This is a genomic window from Maribacter polysaccharolyticus, assembly GCF_028882255.1.
Taxonomy (GTDB): Bacteria; Bacteroidota; Bacteroidia; order Flavobacteriales; family Flavobacteriaceae; genus Maribacter_A; species Maribacter_A polysaccharolyticus.
Genome location: NZ_JARBUY010000003.1, coordinates 410,212 through 430,126, shown reverse-complemented (window position 1 = coordinate 430,126; position 19,915 = coordinate 410,212). Strand labels below are relative to the sequence as shown.

The 19,915-nt window shown below is 43.8% G+C and carries 17 protein-coding genes; 13 read left to right on the top strand and 4 right to left on the bottom strand.

From position 1 onward, the window contains the following. Positions 1-2: 2 nt before the first annotated feature. The 8 genes from rsmA (at position 3) to PHU20_RS11395 (ending at position 5,829) form a co-directional block, all read left to right on the top strand. Positions 3-872, top strand: a complete 870-nt coding sequence (gene rsmA / locus PHU20_RS11430) for a 16S rRNA (adenine(1518)-N(6)/adenine(1519)-N(6))-dimethyltransferase RsmA (protein ID WP_274825504.1) — start codon at positions 3-5, stop codon at positions 870-872. Next, entirely contained in the window at positions 859-2,211 is a 1,353-nt protein-coding gene (gene mgtE / locus PHU20_RS11425; RefSeq protein ID WP_274825503.1) for a magnesium transporter, read from the top strand. Before rsmA ends, mgtE begins: the two co-directional genes overlap by 14 nt. Positions 2,212-2,340: 129 nt before the next feature. Then, entirely contained in the window at positions 2,341-3,279 is a 939-nt protein-coding gene (locus tag PHU20_RS11420) for a 2-hydroxyacid dehydrogenase (protein WP_274825502.1), read from the top strand. A 33-nt stretch (positions 3,280-3,312) separates the two neighbouring features. Then, positions 3,313-3,771, top strand: coding sequence for a DUF1801 domain-containing protein (locus PHU20_RS11415; protein WP_274825501.1), 459 nt, complete (start codon positions 3,313-3,315; stop codon positions 3,769-3,771). A gap of 5 nt (positions 3,772-3,776) precedes the next feature. Beyond that, complete coding sequence (locus PHU20_RS11410; RefSeq protein WP_274825500.1) at positions 3,777-4,163, top strand: VOC family protein; 387 nt, start codon at positions 3,777-3,779, stop codon at positions 4,161-4,163. A gap of 153 nt (positions 4,164-4,316) precedes the next feature. Next, a complete protein-coding gene (locus PHU20_RS11405) occupies positions 4,317-4,739 on the top strand; it encodes a TM2 domain-containing protein (RefSeq protein ID WP_274825499.1) in 423 nt (140 codons plus the stop codon). A gap of 112 nt (positions 4,740-4,851) precedes the next feature. Continuing rightward, positions 4,852-5,340, top strand: a complete 489-nt coding sequence (locus PHU20_RS11400; protein WP_274825498.1) for a GNAT family N-acetyltransferase — start codon at positions 4,852-4,854, stop codon at positions 5,338-5,340. Positions 5,341-5,409: 69 nt separating this feature from the next. Then, on the top strand, positions 5,410-5,829 hold the full coding sequence (locus tag PHU20_RS11395; protein WP_274825497.1) for an arsenate reductase ArsC: 420 nt from the start codon (positions 5,410-5,412) through the stop codon (positions 5,827-5,829). Here PHU20_RS11395 and PHU20_RS11390 read toward each other — a convergent pair. From PHU20_RS11390 to PHU20_RS11380, 3 genes are all read right to left on the bottom strand, one after another. After that, positions 5,826-7,643, bottom strand: coding sequence for a lysophospholipid acyltransferase family protein (locus PHU20_RS11390; RefSeq protein WP_274825496.1), 1,818 nt, complete (start codon positions 7,641-7,643; stop codon positions 5,826-5,828). The two genes, PHU20_RS11395 and PHU20_RS11390, sit on opposite strands and share 4 nt — an antisense overlap. A gap of 85 nt (positions 7,644-7,728) precedes the next feature. Continuing rightward, positions 7,729-8,979, bottom strand: a complete 1,251-nt coding sequence (locus tag PHU20_RS11385) for an aspartate kinase (protein ID WP_274825495.1) — start codon at positions 8,977-8,979, stop codon at positions 7,729-7,731. Beyond that, entirely contained in the window at positions 8,976-9,455 is a 480-nt protein-coding gene (locus PHU20_RS11380; RefSeq protein WP_274825494.1) for a GNAT family N-acetyltransferase, read from the bottom strand. Before PHU20_RS11380 ends, PHU20_RS11385 begins: the two co-directional genes overlap by 4 nt. A 111-nt stretch (positions 9,456-9,566) precedes the next feature. Between PHU20_RS11380 and fbp the strand changes: the two genes are divergently transcribed. Next, positions 9,567-10,577, top strand: a complete 1,011-nt coding sequence (gene fbp / locus PHU20_RS11375; protein WP_274825493.1) for a class 1 fructose-bisphosphatase — start codon at positions 9,567-9,569, stop codon at positions 10,575-10,577. A gap of 43 nt (positions 10,578-10,620) precedes the next feature. Here fbp and PHU20_RS11370 read toward each other — a convergent pair whose 3' ends face one another. Beyond that, positions 10,621-11,043 (bottom strand): tellurite resistance TerB family protein, encoded by a 423-nt coding sequence (locus PHU20_RS11370; RefSeq protein ID WP_274825492.1) that lies wholly within the window; start codon positions 11,041-11,043, stop codon positions 10,621-10,623. A 105-nt stretch (positions 11,044-11,148) separates the two neighbouring features. On the opposite strand from PHU20_RS11370, the gene PHU20_RS11365 reads away from it, so the two are divergent. The 4 genes from PHU20_RS11365 to PHU20_RS11350 all read left to right on the top strand — a co-directional run bounded on the left by PHU20_RS11365 (position 11,149) and on the right by PHU20_RS11350 (position 19,842). Next, complete coding sequence (locus PHU20_RS11365) at positions 11,149-13,614, top strand: ligase-associated DNA damage response DEXH box helicase (RefSeq protein WP_274825491.1); 2,466 nt, start codon at positions 11,149-11,151, stop codon at positions 13,612-13,614. A 3-nt stretch (positions 13,615-13,617) separates the two neighbouring features. After that, a complete protein-coding gene (gene pdeM, locus PHU20_RS11360; RefSeq protein WP_274825490.1) occupies positions 13,618-14,250 on the top strand; it encodes a ligase-associated DNA damage response endonuclease PdeM in 633 nt (210 codons plus the stop codon). Positions 14,251-14,399: 149 nt separating this feature from the next. Further along, a complete protein-coding gene (gene mfd, locus PHU20_RS11355) occupies positions 14,400-17,804 on the top strand; it encodes a transcription-repair coupling factor (RefSeq protein ID WP_274825489.1) in 3,405 nt (1,134 codons plus the stop codon). 118 nt (positions 17,805-17,922) lie between these two features. Then, the gene (locus PHU20_RS11350) at positions 17,923-19,842 is read left to right on the top strand and encodes a CocE/NonD family hydrolase (RefSeq protein WP_274825488.1); all 1,920 of its coding nucleotides are present in this window, start codon (positions 17,923-17,925) and stop codon (positions 19,840-19,842) included. Positions 19,843-19,915: the final 73 nt, after the last annotated feature.

The following is a 19,915-nucleotide window of genomic DNA, read 5'->3' as shown; positions in this document are numbered from 1 at the left end:
CTATGGGCAGAAAAAAGAACAAGGGGTCAAAACACTTTAAGCAAGACCGTAACTATCGCCCGGACAATGGTCCCGTAAAGGCAAAAAAACATTTGGGCCAGCATTTTTTGAAGGATGAGGGCATTGCCAAACAGATTGCGGACACCCTGACTTTTAAAGGGTACCATCATGTTTTGGAAATAGGTCCGGGAACCGGGGTCTTGACCAAATACCTGTTACAAAATGAGATCGATCTCGTAGCAATGGACCTGGATTCGGAATCGATTGATTACCTCAACCAGGATTTTCCCCTGGAACATCCGCAAATCTTTGGCGCCCATACTTCCTTTAAAGTCCTTGAGGCCGATTTTCTCAAATATGACCTATCGACCCTTTTCGATGACAAGCCCTTTGCCATTACCGGAAATTTCCCGTATAATATTTCCACACAGATTGTTTTCAAGATGTTGGAATGGCGCCATAGGATCCCTGAATTTTCAGGAATGTTCCAAAAGGAAGTCGCTGAGCGTATCTGTGCCAAGGAAGGAAACAAGACCTACGGCATACTTTCGGTCCTCGCCCAAGCCTTTTATTCCGCGGAATATCTCTTTACCGTAGCTCCGGACGTTTTTGATCCGCCACCAAAAGTACACTCCGGGGTACTACGCCTTATCCGTAAGGAAAACCAACAACTCGATTGCGATGAAAAGTTATTTTTCAGGGTAGTGAAAACCGCCTTTAACCAACGTAGAAAAACACTTCGCAACAGTTTAAAAAGCTTTGAGCTTTCCGATATTCTCAAAGAAGATACTATATTTGACCAACGACCAGAACAATTGGCCGTAGCCGATTTTATCGGGCTGACAAAGAAGATAGCGAATGACTCCATTTAAACTGACAGATGAGCTTCTATTGGAAATAGAGGCGTTGATCGAAAACCAACAGAATTCCAAATTGGAAAGCCTGTTGGAGGAAGTACATTACGCCGATGTTGCAGAGATCATCAATGAGCTTAACGAGCAAGATGCCACTTACTTGATCAAACTGCTCGATAGTGACAAAACCTCGGATATACTGACCGAAATCAATGAGGATATCCGTGAATCCATTCTCAACAACCTTTCTGCCAAGGAAATCGCAGGGGAGCTTGAGGAATTGGACACCGATGATGCCGCCGATATCGTTGGGGAACTCCCCAAGGAAATGATAAATGAGGTCATCTCTGAAATTGAGGATAGGGAACACGCCAAGGACATTGTCGAACTTTTACGGTACGATGAGAATTCCGCAGGTGGACTTATGGCAAAAGAATTGGTCAAGGTTCGTGAAAGTTGGAATATCCTTACCTGTGTGAAGGAAATGCGGGCCCAAGCCGAAAACGTTACCCGTGTACACTCCATTTATGTGGTTGACGACGATGACAAACTAAAAGGAAGGTTGTCGTTAAAGGATTTATTGACCACTTCCACAAAAAGCCATATTCGGGACGTTTACATCCCCAAGGTAGATTCGGTCAGTGTGAATGAAGACCCTGAGGAAGTCGCCAAGATCATGTCGAAATACGATTTGGAAGCTATTCCCGTAGTAGATGAAATGGGACGATTGGTAGGGCGGATCACCATTGATGATATTGTCGATGTCATAAAGGAAGAAGCAGAGAAAGATTACCAAATGGCAGCCGGTATTTCCCAAGATGTCGAAGCCGATGATAGTATTTGGGATTTGACCAAGGCACGTCTCCCATGGCTGTTCCTGGGCCTTGTTGGTGGAGTGGGCGCTGCGGCGATCATGGGCGGTTTCGAGGACATGATCAGCAAACACGCCATATTGTTCTTCTTTACCCCGCTCATTGCGGCCATGGCCGGAAACGTAGGGGTGCAGTCGAGCGCGATTATCGTACAAGGGCTTGCCAATGACGACCTAAAGGGCGGCGTCGCGAATCGATTGATCAAGGAAATGCTATTGGCCGCTTTGAACGGATTGATTTTAGCGGCTGTCCTGCTGATATTCACTTGGATCTATAAGGGTGATTTTTTAACCGCTTTGGCCATTTCCATATCCCTTGTCGCGGTTATTATCGTAGCCGGACTCATAGGTACCTTTATTCCTCTTTTCCTAGATAAAAGAGGTATTGATCCCGCCATTGCCACTGGGCCGTTCATTACCACAAGCAACGATATTTTCGGTATTTTGATCTACTTCTCCATTGCCAAATTACTCTTGGGGATTTGAACCAAATGCCGGCAATTGAATATACCTATTAACCCCTCCCCTTGTTTATATGGGACACCCGCGACCAAAAAACCGAAATTTGGGGACGTCGGACCCGTTAAAAAGACAAGTACTTTATATCTTTACCATATGAAAATTTTACATCTGGATTCCAATCACCCGGTATTGATCGAGCAATTGACCCAACTCGGGTTTGAAAACCACGAGGATTACACCTCTACCAAGGAAGAAATCGAAAAAAAAATACACACCTACGATGGTATTATCATCCGAAGTAGATGTACCATTGACGCTGCATTTTTGGATAAGGCCAAAAAGCTCAAGTTCATTGGGCGTGTAGGAGCAGGCTTGGAAAATATCGATGTTGACCATGCCAAGGCAAATAGCATCTTTTTGGCATCGGCCCCGGAAGGCAATAGGAATGCCGTTGGGGAACACACTTTGGGAATGCTGTTATCGCTCTTCAACAAACTCCATAAAGCCGACCAAGAAGTCAGGAACGGTCATTGGGACCGGGAAGGGAACCGAGGTATCGAACTCGATGGGAAAACCGTAGGCATTATCGGTTACGGCAATATGGGCAAGGCCTTTGCCAAAAAACTAAAAGGTTTCGATGTAGAGGTCATTTGTTACGATATCGTTGGGGGCGTGGGTGATGAAAATGCCCGCCAAGTGGGTATTATGGAACTTCAGCAAAGAACCGACGTTCTCAGCCTTCATGTACCCCAAACAGAGGAAACCATTGGCATGATCGATGATGAATTCATCAATTCCTTTCAAAAACCCATTTGGTTGTTGAATACGGCCCGAGGCAAATGTGTGATCACTTCGGATTTGGTTAAAAATCTCAAATCGGGCCAAATCCTCGGCGCCGGATTGGATGTATTGGAATATGAAAAATCATCGTTCGAAGACATGTTCGAAGACCAAAACCTCCCTGAAGCCTTTAATTTCCTGATTGAAGCGAAAAATGTACTCTTTACGCCACACATTGCAGGTTGGACGGTCGAGAGTAAGGAAAAACTGGCCCAAACCATCGTTGATAAACTCAAGGAAAAATTTTGCTAACTTTAAGGGTAAGGAATACAAAACCCATGGAGCATGCAATCCAAAGCCACAACACCGGAACAATATATTGCCGAATTACCCGATGACCGACAGGAAGCCGTTCGAAAACTTCGGGAAACCATTTTAAGAAATTTACCTAAGGGATTCGAGGAACGAATGAATTATGGGATGCTCGGTTATGTAGTGCCCCATAGCACATATCCCGACGGTTACCATTGCACGCCCGAACTTCCTTTGCCGTTTATGAGTGTGGCTTCCCAAAAGAACTTCGTGGCCGTATACCACTCAGGGATCTATGCCAGTAAGGAATTATACGATTGGTTCGTGGGTGAATATCCCAAGTATGTAAAGACAAAGTTGGACATGGGCAAGAGCTGTATCCGGTTTAAAAAGATGGATACCATCCCATATAAACTCATCGGGGAACTTTGTACTAAGATGAGTGTGGCCGACTGGGTATCACTCTATGAGGAAAACATTAAAAAATCATAAGCGATATGGATAAAAGGGTGACAGGTCTGGGGGGCTTTTTCTTTAAGTCGAAAGACCCGGACAAGATAAAGGAGTGGTATAAGAACCATTTGGGACTAAATACCGACCCATATGGTTGTACCTTTTGGTGGAAAGACGACAATGGTAACAAGTGTTCCACCCAATGGAGCCCGATGAATGAGGACACCGAATATTTTAAGCCCAGCGACAAACAGTTCATGATGAATTTCAGGGTCGATAATTTAGTGGATTTGTTGGAAACCTTAAAAGCGGAAGGTGTGACCGTTGTGGGTGAAATCGAGGAATATGACTATGGGAAATTCGGATGGATTTTGGATCCCGAAGGCAATAAATTGGAGCTTTGGGAACCTATTGACGATGCCTTTATCTAATTTTGGCAATACTTGCACCACCCATGAATGTCCGCAATTGTTATCCTAGGCAATTCCACCGTTTACCCCATGGTATTGTTTGCGCTCTTTCGGCCCATTATGTAAGTTTTTTTACTACTTTTAACCGAATATTAACCACCAAAAACATAGATCATGTCTGAAGAAAATAAAGATTTAGGGGATAAAGCCAAGGATCTTGGTGAAAAGGCCAGTGAAAAATTCGAAGATGCCAAAGAGGCCACCAAGGAATTTGCCGATGAAGCCAAGGAAACCGCGAAAGAGTTTTCCGATAGCGCCAAGGAAGCATTCAGCGGTGCCGGAGGCGAGAACAAAAAACTACTGTCCGGAATCCTGGCGATAGTACTTGGATCTTTGGGAATACATAAATTTATTTTAGGCTATACCAAGGAAGGTATTATCATGCTTGCCGTTACCATTGTACTTGGATTTTTCACCTGTGGTATTGGTGCTTCACTGATGGGAATTTTAGGTCTTATCGAAGGCATTTTATATTTAACGAAATCGGATGAGGAATTTTACAACACCTATCAGGTAGGTAAGAAACCTTGGTTCTAAAACAATAAAGGCCGGCAATAAACGCACGGCTTTTTTTATTCAACCATTAATCGCAATATTGCGATTCTAGGTTATAGTGGGATCCCATCAACCGAAATGGACTTTATAAACCATGGAAACTCGTAAAATGCTCCGATTCGACTGGGATACCGTCTCAAAAATTTATGGGGAGGGTATTGCTACAGGGTATGCGACCTTTGAAAAGACCATTCCATCTTTCGAAGCTTGGGACAAAGCCCACCTGCCTACCTGCAGGATCGTTGCGATCGAAAATGACCATATCCTAGGTTGGGCCGCATTGTCCCCTGTATCGAGTAGATGCGTTTACGGTGGTGTTGCCGAGGTCAGTATTTATGTCGGTAAGGAACACAAAGGCCAAGGCGTGGGTATTTTGCTGATGAAAACGTTAATTTCACAGAGTGAGGAAGAAGGTTTTTGGACCTTACAATCGGGAATATTCCCCGAAAACGAAGGAAGCATCGCTTTGCACAGGAAAGCAGGTTTTAGATATATAGGAAAACGGGAAAGGATCGGGCAATTGGATGGGGAATGGAAGGACAACGTACTTTTTGAACGCCGGAGTACCTCCGTCGGTATATAAATAATGGCCCTATGGAAAAAGGGGGAAAACAATCCATATAGCTCATAAGGAATCTTTAAACAAAGGCGCATGAAGAACATACTGGTCTTATGCACGGGTAATTCCTGTAGAAGTCAAATGGCCCATGGTTATCTTGACAAGTTACAGGATGGCTTGGCCAAAATTTTCAGTGCCGGGGTAGAGGTACATGGGATAAACCAAAGGGCCATCGCCATCATGGCCGAAGATGGCATCGATATTTCGGGCCATACCTGTAACAACGTTGATGAATATCTTGACATCGATTTCGATTATATCATCACGGTATGTGATCATGCCAATGAAACCTGTCCGTATATCCCTCCGAAAAATGCCAAACGCCTACATCATAATTTCATAGACCCTACGACGTTTGATGGCACCTCCGAGGAAAAACATAAATTGTTTCTAAAGGTGAGGAATGAGATCAAGGAATACTTTCAAAAATTCATCTTACGCGAATTGCACTAATCCCCGTTGTTCTGAAGATTTTCGGCAAACTTCCTTTCGAGTTCCGCCTGAAATTCTTCCATGACGGGTTTTACCGTACTCTCGGGCAAATCGGCGATACGGATATACATTAACCCGTCTACCGAATTATTGAATAAGGGATCCACATTAAAGGCAACCACTTTTGCATTCTGTTTTATATATTTCTTGATCAGCACCGGAAGCCTAAGATTTCCGGGCTCTACCTCATTGATCATACGGTCGAACTTATTGAGATCGGCTTTGGTCTCATCAAAAATAAATTCCTTATCCGCATCTTTCAGCTTCACCTTGAACTCTTTCTTAGGGCTAATATATTGGGCCACATAAGGGTCCCAATAATTACTCTTCATAAACTCGATCATCAATGACTTAGAAAAGTTCGAAAATTGATTGCTTATACTTACCCCTCCGATCAGGTATTTATGTTCGGGATGCCGTAAGGTCGTATGTACGATACCTTTCCACAACAAAAACAAAGGCATGGGTTTCTGCTGGTATTTTTTAATGATATACGCCCGGCCCATTTCTATCGACCGGCTCATCATACCATATAATTCGGGCTCAAAACGGAATAGATCCTGCAAATAGAATCCGTCTATCCCATAATTCCTATAAATTTCGGATCCCATTCCCATGCGGTAAGCCCCTACGATCTCTTTGTCCTGATCGTCCCAAAGGAACAAGTGACGGTAATACGCATCGAATTTGTCCAAATCGATGGAATTATTGGTACCCTCCCCGATTTCCCTAAAAGTAACCTCCCGTTGTCGGCCAATTTCCTTCAGTATAAAGGGCATATCATTTGCCGTTGCCAAGAAAACCTCATAGTTCTTGCTTTGCAACAAGCGACAGTCCTTCTCCCTCAATTTTTCAATTTCCCCTTCTATCACTTCCGTGCGCACGGCCGAGGCTATTTTTTTAGGGGCTTTGGGAATTTTCAATGACGTCGGTATCTGATCGATCAAACGCTCTTTTTCATAGGCATTGGAAAGTAAGTAGGTCTTTCTTCGAAGCAGATCGGTAAATTCCTCCAAGGTCTTTTGCTCTTTTTGCATCTCTATGGATATCGGCTGACCGATCCGCACTTTTATGGCCCTGTTCCGTTGGGAATAAATTTCTGAAGGTAATTTAGCCGTTCTAAATACATCGCTTATCTTGGATAATCTATAAAAGAACTTACTATTTCGAGCGTGAAAATAGATCGGGACCACCGGCACGTTCGCTTTTCGTATCAATTTAAGCGCCGCCTCTTCCCATGGCCTATCCACAATGAGCTTTCCATCTTTATAGGTAGACACCTCCCCTGCCGGAAAAACACCCAAGGGATGTCCGTCCCCCAAATGTGCCATGGCATTTTTAAAACCGGCAATACTGCTTTGGGCATCCTTATGGTTTTCAAAGGGATTTACAGGTAAAATGTACGGGGATATCGGCTCTATCCTATTAAGAAGGAAATTTGCAATGATCTTGAAATCACTTCGATGCGACACCAATAATTTCAATAATAACACCCCATCAATACCACCCAAAGGGTGATTGGATATGGTTATATAGGCTCCCTCCTTGGGCAACCGTTTAAAATCCTCTTCGGGAATCTCAAAATTGATCTCGTAGTGCCCAAGGATGGCATCCAAAAACGCCATCCCCTCTAAATGTTTGTGTTTTTTATAGAACCGGTTTATGCCCGATATCCTCGTTATCCTCATTAGGATCCAGCCCATAAAGGTCCCCAAGAAACCATACTTATCAAGGTTAATTGCCTTGGCTACCTCCTTTGCGGTTACTAAACCCATTCGCTTTGTCATTTAGGAACCATAAATATAACAAAATCCCTGTTGGAAGTACTATTTTAGGCGGATTGAAAAATAATCCCCCTATTTATTTTACCACCAATTGCACGGTTTCATTGGCCCTTTGCTCCAATAAAACCTCCTTCCCGTTTTGCAAGGTTTTTAGGGCGTCACTATTGAAATGCCGTACCGTGTATAAGGAAACCCCTTCATGGCATACAACTTTGAACCGTGCTTTCAGGAGATTCAATAATTCCTCCAATCGGCCGAATTTATTGTCTATGCATACCGAAAAACTTATCGCGGAATTTTGGATCATGCTTACCTTCATTTTGTGATCATGCAACATTTTAAAAAGTGCACTTATATTGTCCTCCACGATAAACGAAAAATCCAAGGAAGAAAGTCGCATCAATACCTGATCTTTCTTCATAATATAACACGGTACATGGGGCTCAAGGGTCGTTCCTTTGCCAACAATGGTACCATTCCCGTTGGGATCGATAAAAGATTTCACCAACAATGGTATCTCTTTTCGTTGCAGTGGCTGCAAGGTTTTGGGATGTATGACCGAAGCGCCGTAAAAAGCCAGCTCTATGGCCTCCCTGTACGAAATCTGGTTCAATAACAGGGCATCTTCAAAATAACGGGGATCCGCATTGAGTACACCCGGTACGTCTTTCCAGATAGTGACCGATTTGGCATTTAGGCAATACGCGAATATCGCTGCGGTGTAATCGGAACCTTCCCTACCCAGCGTAGTCGTGAAATTATTGTCATCGCTACCCAAAAAGCCTTGGGTGATATAAAATTTACTTTTATCCACCCCTTCCGATATCCTGGCTTGGGTCTTTTCCCAATCGATCAAGGCATCCCGGTAATTATTACTGGTTTTTATGAACTCCCGCACATCCAACCAAGAGTTTTTTACGCCAACCTCATTCAAATAGACGCTAAGGATGGTGGTCGAAACCAACTCACCATAGCCCACAACCTGATCATATACAAAATTGTAATTAGGCGATTTGTTCCAAGCCAAGAACCCTTGAACTTCGTCGAAAAGCACCTTTACCTTTCCGAACACAGGGTGCTTATCGGTATTGAAAAGATCTACTAAAATATCGTTATGATACGTGATTACCTCCTGTATGGCAGCATCGAGACCGTTCTTCCCATCAAAATAACAATCGACCACCTTCTCCATGGCATTCGTGGTCTTACCCATGGCAGAAACCACCAAGAGGGTATTATCATGTCCTACTTCCTTTAAAACCTTTACAAGGTTCTGTACACCAGCTGCATCCTTGACCGATGCACCACCAAATTTGAAAATTTTCATAGTTTATCTAAATAATTCCTTATTCCTTTTTCATCCAACTGCACAACATCCCAATCGCGCATCACGCGAGCCCCTTTTTTTTCATAAAAAGCTATGGCGGGCTCATTCCAATCCAACACCTCCCAATTGATCCGTTTAACCCCTTTCTTGGCCCCATAATCAACGACCGCATCCAAAAGGGCCGTGCCCAGACCCGATCCACGCATGGCTTCGGCAACGATCAGATCTTCCAAATGTATGATAGGACCTTTCCAAGTAGAATAACGATTATAAACCAAGGCCATACCGACCAGTTTTGAACCCGATTCCGCCACGAAACAATGGAAAAGGACATTCTCCCCAAATCCATCCCGAACCAAATCATCAACTGTGACCTCAACGGCATTTGCCTCCTTTTCAAAACGGGCCAACTCTTTAATAAGGGTTAAGACCCCTGGCATGTCCTCCGCTACGGCTTCACGAATAGTAAATTCCATAATTGTTATAAATAAAACACAAAGTTATAAATTTAAATAATCTAATTTCTTAGAATACATGGTAGTTTCACAAAATCTGCGATATTTGTAAATAAAACACACAAATTCACTATGGTAGGCACAAAACACAAGACACTCGGAGAGTTCATTATCGAAAACCAATCCTCGTTCCAATACACTTCAGGGGAACTTTCAAGACTCTTCAATGCCATACGACTGGCAGCTAAAGTGGTAAATCACGAGGTAAACAAAGCAGGTTTAGTTGATATTCTTGGAGCTGCCGGAGAAATGAACGTGCAAGGGGAAGACCAACAGAAATTGGATGTAATGGCCAATGACATTTTTATACAAACCCTTAAAAATAGGGAGATTGTCTGCGGTATCGCCTCAGAGGAAGAGGACGATTTCATCAGTATCAATAGTCAGGATAAAAATCACCAAAACAAATATGTGGTGTTAATAGACCCATTGGATGGCTCCTCCAATATCGATGTAAACGTATCGGTAGGTACTATTTTTTCAATCTACCGAAGGGTAACCCCTGTAGGTACCCCGGTAACGATTGAAGATTTTCTACAACCCGGAAACAAACAAGTTGCCGCCGGTTATATTGTGTACGGTACCTCTACCATGTTGGTTTACACCACGGGGGACGGTGTAAACGGATTTACATTGAACCCTGCCATCGGCACCTTTTACCTTTCCCATCCGAACATGCAATTTCCTGAAGATGGTAAGATCTATTCAGTGAATGAAGGTAATTATATCCATTTTCTGCAAGGGGTGAAAGACTATATCAAATATTGCCAGCAAGAAGAAGGTGATAGGCCCTACACCTCAAGATACATCGGTTCTTTGGTATCCGATTTCCATAGGAACATGATCAAGGGCGGAATTTATATGTACCCTAAAAGCAGCGTTACCGAAAATGGTAAATTGCGTTTGTTGTATGAATGCAACCCCATGGCATTCATCGCTGAGCAAGCCAATGGTATCGCAACGGGAGGCAGGACAAGGATACTCGATATCGTACCTACCGAACTGCACCAACGCGTTCCTTTCTTTTGTGGCAGTAAGAACATGGTCTTGAAACTAAAAGAGTTCCTGGACAAATATAAATAAGAACTTGTCCGATCCCATTTGTACCCCTTCAAGTGGGATCGTCCTATTTTTTGACCAAGTATAGATAGTCATCAAAATCTATTCTTCCCGAAAAAATCGCAATTGATTTTTCGATGATCCTGTCTGCCTTTTCACTTGGGTATCCCAACCCAATGGCATACTTCTTCAACAAGACCATTTCATCATCATCGACCTCGTTATCCGCAAATATTATTTTGAAAAGATCGAACAAACGCTCCAACCTTTTTTCAGAACTGTTTTGTGGCTCGATAGGATATTTGTTCGATTTTTTCATCACCTCCTTGAATTCCGCTTCGGTGATATTCAATTTTTGTGCAAAATTATCCAATAGCCTCATTTCTTGCGCATTAACTTCCCCGTCAACAGCCGCTAACGACGCTATTGCAGCAAAATGGGCCAAATTCCTACGTTTCTCGCTATGATTGTACAAATCTAAAATAGGCATGTCTACGTTTTTAATTTAAACAAATATAAATTTTTAAAAGCGATATTTTAGGTTACAATTCATTATTTTATCGGCTACATTCAGCTTTCAAAGTTGCATAGATGTATGACAAAAGACGAACTTTACGTACTGGCGGAAGACTGGTTTGAAAAGCAAAACTGGAAGCCCTTTGCCTTTCAGAGACGAACCTGGAAGGCCTTTCTACAAGGAAAGAACGGCTTGTTGAATGCACCCACGGGAAGTGGAAAGACCTATGCCCTATGGTTCCCGATCGTCTTGAATTACATCAAGGAACATCCCGATTACAAAACCAAACACACCAAAGGCTTAAAAGCAATTTGGATCACGCCCCTACGGGCCCTTTCCCAGGAAATAAAACAAGCTGCGGAACGTGTCGCCGATGACCTGGGAACAGGATGGAGCGTGGGCATACGTACCGGGGACACGAGTACGGGTGAAAGGGCAAAGCAAAAAAGAAACATGCCCGATCTACTCATTACCACCCCTGAAAGCCTACAATTATTATTGGCCACCAAGGGGTATCCGAAAATTTTTGGGCAATGTACCGCAGTCATTGTCGATGAATGGCACGAACTCTTAGGAACCAAAAGAGGGGTTCAGACCGAATTGGGGCTGTCCCGATTGAAATCGATCACCGATAACCTTCGCATTTGGGGAATTTCGGCCACCATCGGCAATTTGGACCAGGCCCGCCAAGTATTATTGGGCCCCGACTCCATGGCCTTGGTCAATTCCGTTTTGATAAAAGCGAACCTTAAACGGGAAATCAAGATCAAAAGTATCATTCCCAACGAGATGGAAACCTTTCCATGGCGTGGGCACTTAGGCCTGCGGTTGTTGGATACCACGATTCCCATTATCACGAAAAGCAAAACCACATTATTGTTCACCAATACCCGTAGCCAATGTGAGATATGGTTTCAAAAAATACTTGAAAAACATCCTGAACTGGCGGGTGAAATCGCCATGCACCACGGGAGCATAAACAAGGAAACCCGACAATGGGTAGAACAGGCCATTCGCAATGAAAGCCTAAAAGCGGTCGTTTGCACCTCGAGCTTAGATCTCGGGGTCGATTTCGCCCCGGTTGAAACCGTTGTACAGATTGGGGGCACTAAGGGTATTTCGCGCTTTTTACAACGGGCAGGTCGCAGTGGACACCGACCGGGAGCAAAAAGTGTCATCTATTTTTTACCCACACATGCCTTGGAACTCGTGGAAGCTTCGGCCTTACAGCAAGCGGTTAAAAAGATGGCCGTTGAAGACCGTATCCCATACCTCAATTGTTTTGACGTGTTGATCCAATACCTGACCACCTTGGCGGTATCGGACGGTTTCTTCCCCGATCGAATACATGACGAAATAAAGGGCACTTTCTGCTTTCAGGCCATAAACAGGGACCAATGGCAATGGATCCTGAATTTTTTGGTCATGGGCAGCCAAAGTTTGCACAGCTACGATGAGTTCAAGAAAGTCGAAGTGGGGGACGATGGACTTTTCAAAGTGAACCACAGGGGCATTGCCATGCGGCATCGATTTCAAATCGGGACCATCGTAGGGGACGCCAACCTAACGGTACGCTATCAAAAGGGAGGGTATATCGGTACCATTGAGGAATATTTCATATCGAAACTTAAGGCTGGGGATGTATTTACCTTCGCAGGACGGAACTTGGAATTCATACGCATAAAACAAATGCAGGTACTTGTGCGGAATTCAAATAAAAAATCGACAAAGGTCCCTGCCTGGATGGGCGGGAGAATGTCTTTTTCGACCCAAATGTCCGATTTGCTGCGCAATGAACTGTACTCGGCCTCCATGCCCATAAAGAAACAGTCCTTGGAAATAAGGTCGTTAAAACCCATATTCGACAAACAACGTGAAGAAAGTATCGTACCCAAGCCAGATCAATTTTTGATCGAGACCTTTACAACCAATGACGGTTACCACCACGTCTTTTATCCCTTTGAAGGGCGGGCCGTACATGAGGCCATGGGCAGCCTGTTGAGTTATCGTATTAGCCTGCTTTCCCCCATAACTTTTTCTTTGGCGTTCAATGATTACGGCTTTGAGTTGCTTTCCGACCAGGAATTGGACATTGGGGATATTCTGGACAACAACCTATTCACTACGGACCATATGTCCGATGATCTTCAAAAAAGCTTAAATTCAACCGAAATGGCCAAACGCAAATTCCGTGATATTGCAGTAATCAGTGGCTTGGTTTTTACGGGTTACCCTGAAAAAGGCATAAAAATGAAACACCTACAGAGTAGTTCCGAACTATTTTTCAATGTGTTCAAAGATTATGAAGCCGATAATCTTCTATACCAACAGGCTTTTACCGAAACCTTTGAACACCAATTGGAAGAAGGTCGTTTACGTTTGGCCTTGGAACGGATCAACGGACAAAAGGTCGTATGGAAACATTGCTCCCAACCGACCCCGTTCGCCTTTCCCTTGATCACGGATCGATTGAGGGAAAAACTATCCAGCGAAAAATTGGCGGAACGCATCAAACGCATGACCGCTAAACTCTTGAAAAAATAACCTGTGACACAGCACGTTCAAATACACGACAACAACTTTACCCTGCACCCGACGGGTTCCCTATTCTGGAAAGAAAGATCTTCCCTTTTGATCAGCGATGTGCATTTGGGCAAGGTAAGCCATTTTAGAAAATTCGGGGCCGCGGTCCCCCTAAAAGCCCTGCAGGCCAATTTTGATCTGATGGATAGCGCCATAGCCTATTTTTGTCCCAAAAGAATAATCTATCTCGGAGATCTGTTCCATGCCCATATCAACAATGAATGGCACCATTTTGAATCCTGGGTAGAACGAACCCCATTGGAAATGATCTTGGTAACCGGCAACCATGATGTGATTTCCCCATTGAAATACGAAGCGCTGGGCATACGATCGTACCACGAGCTCATCATCGACAAGTTCCTGCTCACCCACAAGCCCGAAAACCGAAAGGGATACTTCAACTTTTGCGGACACATACACCCCAACGTTAAAATCAAAGGGATCGGCAAACAATCGTTACGGCTACCTTGCTTTTTCAAACATCAAGATCAAATGATCCTTCCAGCCTTTGGGGAGTTCACGGGATCGCATTCCCTAAAGCCAAAAAAACAGGACGAGGTATTTGCCCTTGCAGATGGGTTGGTCATAAAAATCTGACCTTACCTTTGTGCAACCCATGGCTTCCGCTTATCTTTGCACTTCAAAAAATTAACAGCCCCAATACATTCGGGCATTGAACAACCAACTGTACTGACATCCAAATCGATTTATTTGGTCATTACAGGGGTATATTAAAATAAAAGCGGTTGACCCAAACTACGATCCAACAGCTATTCGAACAGTCTCCCCCTTTACGGAAACTGCAGACTGCCATTGCCCAATCACAAAATGCCCCGGGGAATTCCAACCCTTTACGGACAAGTTTAAAAGGACTGACCGGCTCATCACTTTCATTTGCGATTTCGAGTGTCTTCAAAAGTTCGAATCGGCCTTTCCTCCTGGTTTTCAATGACAAGGAAGAAGCCGCCTATTACCTGAACGACCTGGAACTTCTCATTGGTGAAAAGGATGTATTGTTCTATCCGGGAAGCTATCGCAGGCCGTACCAGATCGAAGAAACCGACAATGCCAACGTATTGCTCAGGGCAGAGGTCCTGAACCGCATCAATTCGAGAAAAAAACCTGCGGCCATCGTGACCTACCCCGATGCCCTTTTCGAAAAAGTGGTTACCCGGAAGGAACTTGATAAAAACACCTTGAAAATCAAAATCGATGATTCCCTATCCTTGGATTTTCTTAATGAGGTGCTTTTCGAATACCAGTTCAAACGTGTTGATTTCGTGACCGAACCCGGAGAGTTTTCGGTTCGTGGGGGTATTGTGGATGTCTTCTCATTTTCCCATGACCAACCCTATCGCATCGAATTCTTCGGTGATGAAGTGGATAGTATACGAACATTCGACATTGAGACGCAACTGTCTACCGAAAAGGTGAACAAGATCACCATCATCCCCAATGTGGAGAATAAATTTTTAAACGAGACCCGTGAGGGGTTCCTGAAATATATCTCCCCCAACACGCTTGTACTGACAAAAAACCTGGAACTGATCTATGACCGATTGGATGCATTTTTCGAAAAGGCGGAGGAGTCCTTTACAACATTGTCCCAGGAAATAAAACACGCCCTTCCCGAAGAACTGTTCGTAAATTCAAAACAGCTTAAAATCCAGTTACAGGATTATGGGCTGGTGGAAATGGGCGGGGCCATGGATACCCTAAAAAAGCAACCTTCCGAAGAAATCGTTTTTAAGACGAAACCACAGCCTTCCTTCAACAAGAAATTCGATCTATTGATTGAAAACCTCAATCGGAACAACGAAAACGGGTATACGAATTATATTTTCTGTGCTTCGGAACAGCAGGCCAAACGATTTCATGATATTTTTAATGAAGTAGACCACGATATCCAATACGCCACGGTAGTTTTCCCTATTTTCCAAGGCTTTATAGACGATGACCTTAAATTGGTCTGTTATACAGATCATCAGATTTTTGAACGTTACCACAAATTCCATCTTAAAAACGGTCATTCCAAAAAACAGGCGATTACCTTAAAGGAACTGAACAAACTGGAGATCGGGGATTACGTGACCCATATCGATCACGGGATCGGGAAGTTCGGTGGACTTCAAAAAATAGATGTTGAAGGCAAAAAACAGGAAGCCATAAAACTCATGTACGGTGATCGCGATATCTTGTATGTAAGTATCCATTCCCTACATAAGATCTCTAAATTCAACGGTAAGGACGGGGCCGCTCCCAAAATCTTTAAATTGGGTTCGGCAGCTTGGAAAAAGCTGAAACAAAAAACGAAAACCAGGGTCAAGAAAATCGCCTTCGACCTCATACAGGTATATGCCAAAAGAAGACTGCAGAAAGGATTCCAATATGCGCCTGACAGTTATCTGCAATTGGAGCTCGAGGCCTCCTTTATTTACGAGGACACCCCTGACCAAAGCAAGGCTACGGAGGACATTAAAAAGGATATGGAGAGCGAGCGACCCATGGACCGCCTCGTTTGTGGTGATGTCGGTTTTGGAAAGACCGAAGTTGCCATACGTGCGGCCTTTAAAGCCGTAGAAAATGGCAAGCAAGTTGCCGTTTTGGTACCTACGACCATTTTGGCCTTTCAACACCATAAGACCTTTTCGGAACGTTTGAAAGAAATGCCGGTCAACGTAGACTACCTCAACCGGTTCAGGACGGCGAAAGAAAAAAGGGAGACCTTGGAAAAATTGGAAAACGGCAAAGTCGATATCGTTATCGGCACCCATCAACTCGTCAACAAAAATGTAAAATTCAAGGACTTGGGGCTATTGATCGTTGACGAAGAACAAAAATTCGGGGTTTCCGTCAAGGACAAACTAAAATCGATCAAAGAGAACGTGGATGTTCTCACCTTGACCGCCACCCCTATTCCGCGAACCCTTCAATTCAGTTTGATGGCGGCGCGTGATCTATCGGTTATAAACACCCCTCCGCCCAACCGATATCCCATTGAAAGCCATGTCATCCGATTCGCTGAAGAAAATATCCGCGATGCGATTTCCTATGAAATACAACGGGGAGGACAGGTGTTTTTCATACATAACCGTATTGAGAACATCAAAGAAGTTGCCGGTATGATCCAACGCTTGGTGCCCGATGCGAAAATAGGTATAGGCCACGGACAAATGGATGGCAAAAAATTGGAAACCCTGATGCTCGCATTTATGAACGGGGAATTTGATGTCCTGGTTTCCACTACCATTGTTGAAAGTGGCTTGGATGTCACCAATGCCAATACCATCTTCATCAACAATGCGAATAATTTCGGCCTTAGCGACCTGCACCAAATGCGCGGACGTGTCGGTCGAAGCAATAAAAAAGCCTTCTGCTATTTCATTACGCCCCCTTATGAGGTCATGACGTCCGAAGCCCAAAAAAGAATACAGGCCCTGGAACAATTCACCGAATTGGGAAGTGGCTTCAATATTGCCATGAAAGACCTTGAAATCCGTGGGGCCGGTGATATCCTAGGTGGGGAACAAAGCGGTTTCATTAACGAAATAGGCTTTGATACCTACCAAAAAATTATGGCCGAAGCCATTGATGAACTGAAGGAAAATGAGTTTAAGGACTTATATGAAGAAGTAGAGGGCCACCACGAAAAAGTGTACGTAAAAGATACCCAGATCGATTCTGATTTCGAATTATTGTTTCCCGATGATTACATCAATAATATTACGGAAAGATTGAACCTGTACACAGCACTCAATTCCATTAAGGAAGAGGAAGCACTACAAACATTCGAATCCGAACTGGTAGATCGTTTCGGGGAATTGCCTACACAGGTCGTCGACCTTCTGAATTCGGTACGTATCAAATGGATAGCGAATAGTATAGGTCTTGAAAAAGTCGTCATGAAAAAGGGCAAAATGATCGGATATTTCATCTCCGACCAACAATCGGCCTTTTATCAAAGTGCTAAATTTACCCAGGTATTGCACTTTGTACAATCCCATGCCAACCTTTGCAAACTGAAAGAAAAGGAAACCCGGAACGGACTTCGGCTATTACTGACCTTCGATAAGATAACTTCGGCCGAAAAGGCCCTGAAGGCCTTGGCGCCATTCGAAAACCTGAACACCCCTATAGTAAAGGACGCTTAATGATTTTAAGGTTACCCCCGTTTAAAATCATTTACAGGTATTTTGCATAAAACCAACATTCGGGGCACTTCCGAATACCCAAAAATGTTTATCTTTCTGGTCAAATAACCAAAATACGATGTTGAAATATCTTCTTGCCCTTGTTATGGTATTTTCCATAACGGCAACTTCCGCACAAATCAGTGACTCCTTATACATACACCAAAATTACGACCTTAAGGAATACCGCATTCCCATGCGCGATGGGGCGGAACTCTTTACCGTGGTTTACACCCCTAAGGACCTATCGGAAAAAGCGGCGATTTTACTGAACAGAACCTGTTACAATGCCTCTAGGCATACCGATTACAATATTATTGGCTACCCTTCCACCTACCTGTTGAGAGACAATTATATACTGGTGTTTCAAGACGTACGGGGCAGATACATGTCTGACGGGACCTTTGACAACATGCGGCCCAATATCCCGGGCAATAACCGCAAAAACAAAACCGATATTGACGAAAGTTCGGATACCTGGGATACCATTGATTGGTTGATCAAAAACATCAAGGGCAACAATGGGAAAGTCGGTATGTATGGCATATCATACCCTGGGCACTATGCGGCGGCGGCCCTTCCCGATGCCCATCCTGCCCTTAAAGCTTCTTCCCCCCAAGCGCCGATTGCAGATTTTTTCTTTGATGATTTTCACCATCAAGGGGCCTATCTACAGAGTTATACTGCAGCTTTTGCGGTCTTTGGCTATCAAAAGGACAGTCTTACCCGGGAACCCTGGTATATCGATAAAATAAAACGCTTTTATGATGATCCGGCAGCGGATGGTTATGATTTTCATTTACGGTTGGGGCCCCTGAAAAATATCACCGAAAAATACCACTATGATAATTTCTTCTGGAAACAGATCACAGAACATCCCAATTACGATGAATTTTGGCAAAAAAGAAACATTCTTCCGCATTTGAAGGATATAAAACCTGCGGTAATGACCGTTGGGGGTTGGTTCGATGCCGAAGATCTATACGGACCGTTGTCGATATACAAGACCATTGAATCCTCAAGTCCGAAAGCAAAGAACACCATTGTCATGGGGCCTTGGGCACATGGCGGTTGGGCCAGGGAAAACGGAAAGACCATACACAACCATATTTATTTCGGGGACAGTATCTCTTCCTTTTATCAAAAAGAGATCGAACAGAAATTCTTTGCCCATTATTTGAAAGACCAGGACATCAACCCACTTCCTGAAGCGTATATGTTCGATACCGGCATTAAAAAATGGAAGACCTTCGAAGCTTGGCCTCCAAAGGAAATTGAACCCATAACCCTGTATTTTGGTGCAAAAGGCAAACTTTCGATCAACGAACCTACCGATACGGAGGCCACTTTCGAATACCTTAGCGACCCCATGAAACCCGTACCCTATACCTCGCAAACCGAAGGACTTACCTTTACCCCTCGGCGATTTATGTCCGATGATCAACGACAGGCTTCCCGAAGACCCGATGTATTGACCTTCGAAACCGGGATGCTTTCGGAAGATATCGTTCTTGCCGGGGAAATACTTTCAAAACTCAAGGTATCGATGACGGGCACCGATGCGGACTTTATCGTAAAGCTTATTGATGTTTATCCCGATGACCATCCCAATTATGAACATAATCCTGAAAATATTGTCATGGGCGGATATCAACAATTGGTACGATCCGAGGTGTTTCGGGGAAGGTTCAGAAACGGTCTTGACAAACCCGAACCTTTTATACCCAATGAACCCACCGATGTTGATTTTCGTTTGCAGGATGTACTGCATACCTTTAAAAAAGGGCACCGTATCATGATCCAGATCCACAGTACCTGGTTTCCGTATATCGACCGTAACCCCCAAAAATATGTCGACAACATCTACAAGGCCGAAGCATCGGATTTTATAAAATCGACCATAAAAATCCATGGTTCCTCTTCCGTACTTATAGGAAATTCATTGGAGTGTTGCCAACCTCCCATCCTACAGCAAACAGAGGACATCATTAAGAATTAAAATTTACAACCCCTTTGACCTTTCCAACTGCAACCAAAATTTGTAATTTGGACCGATTTTTGATTTTACCCGA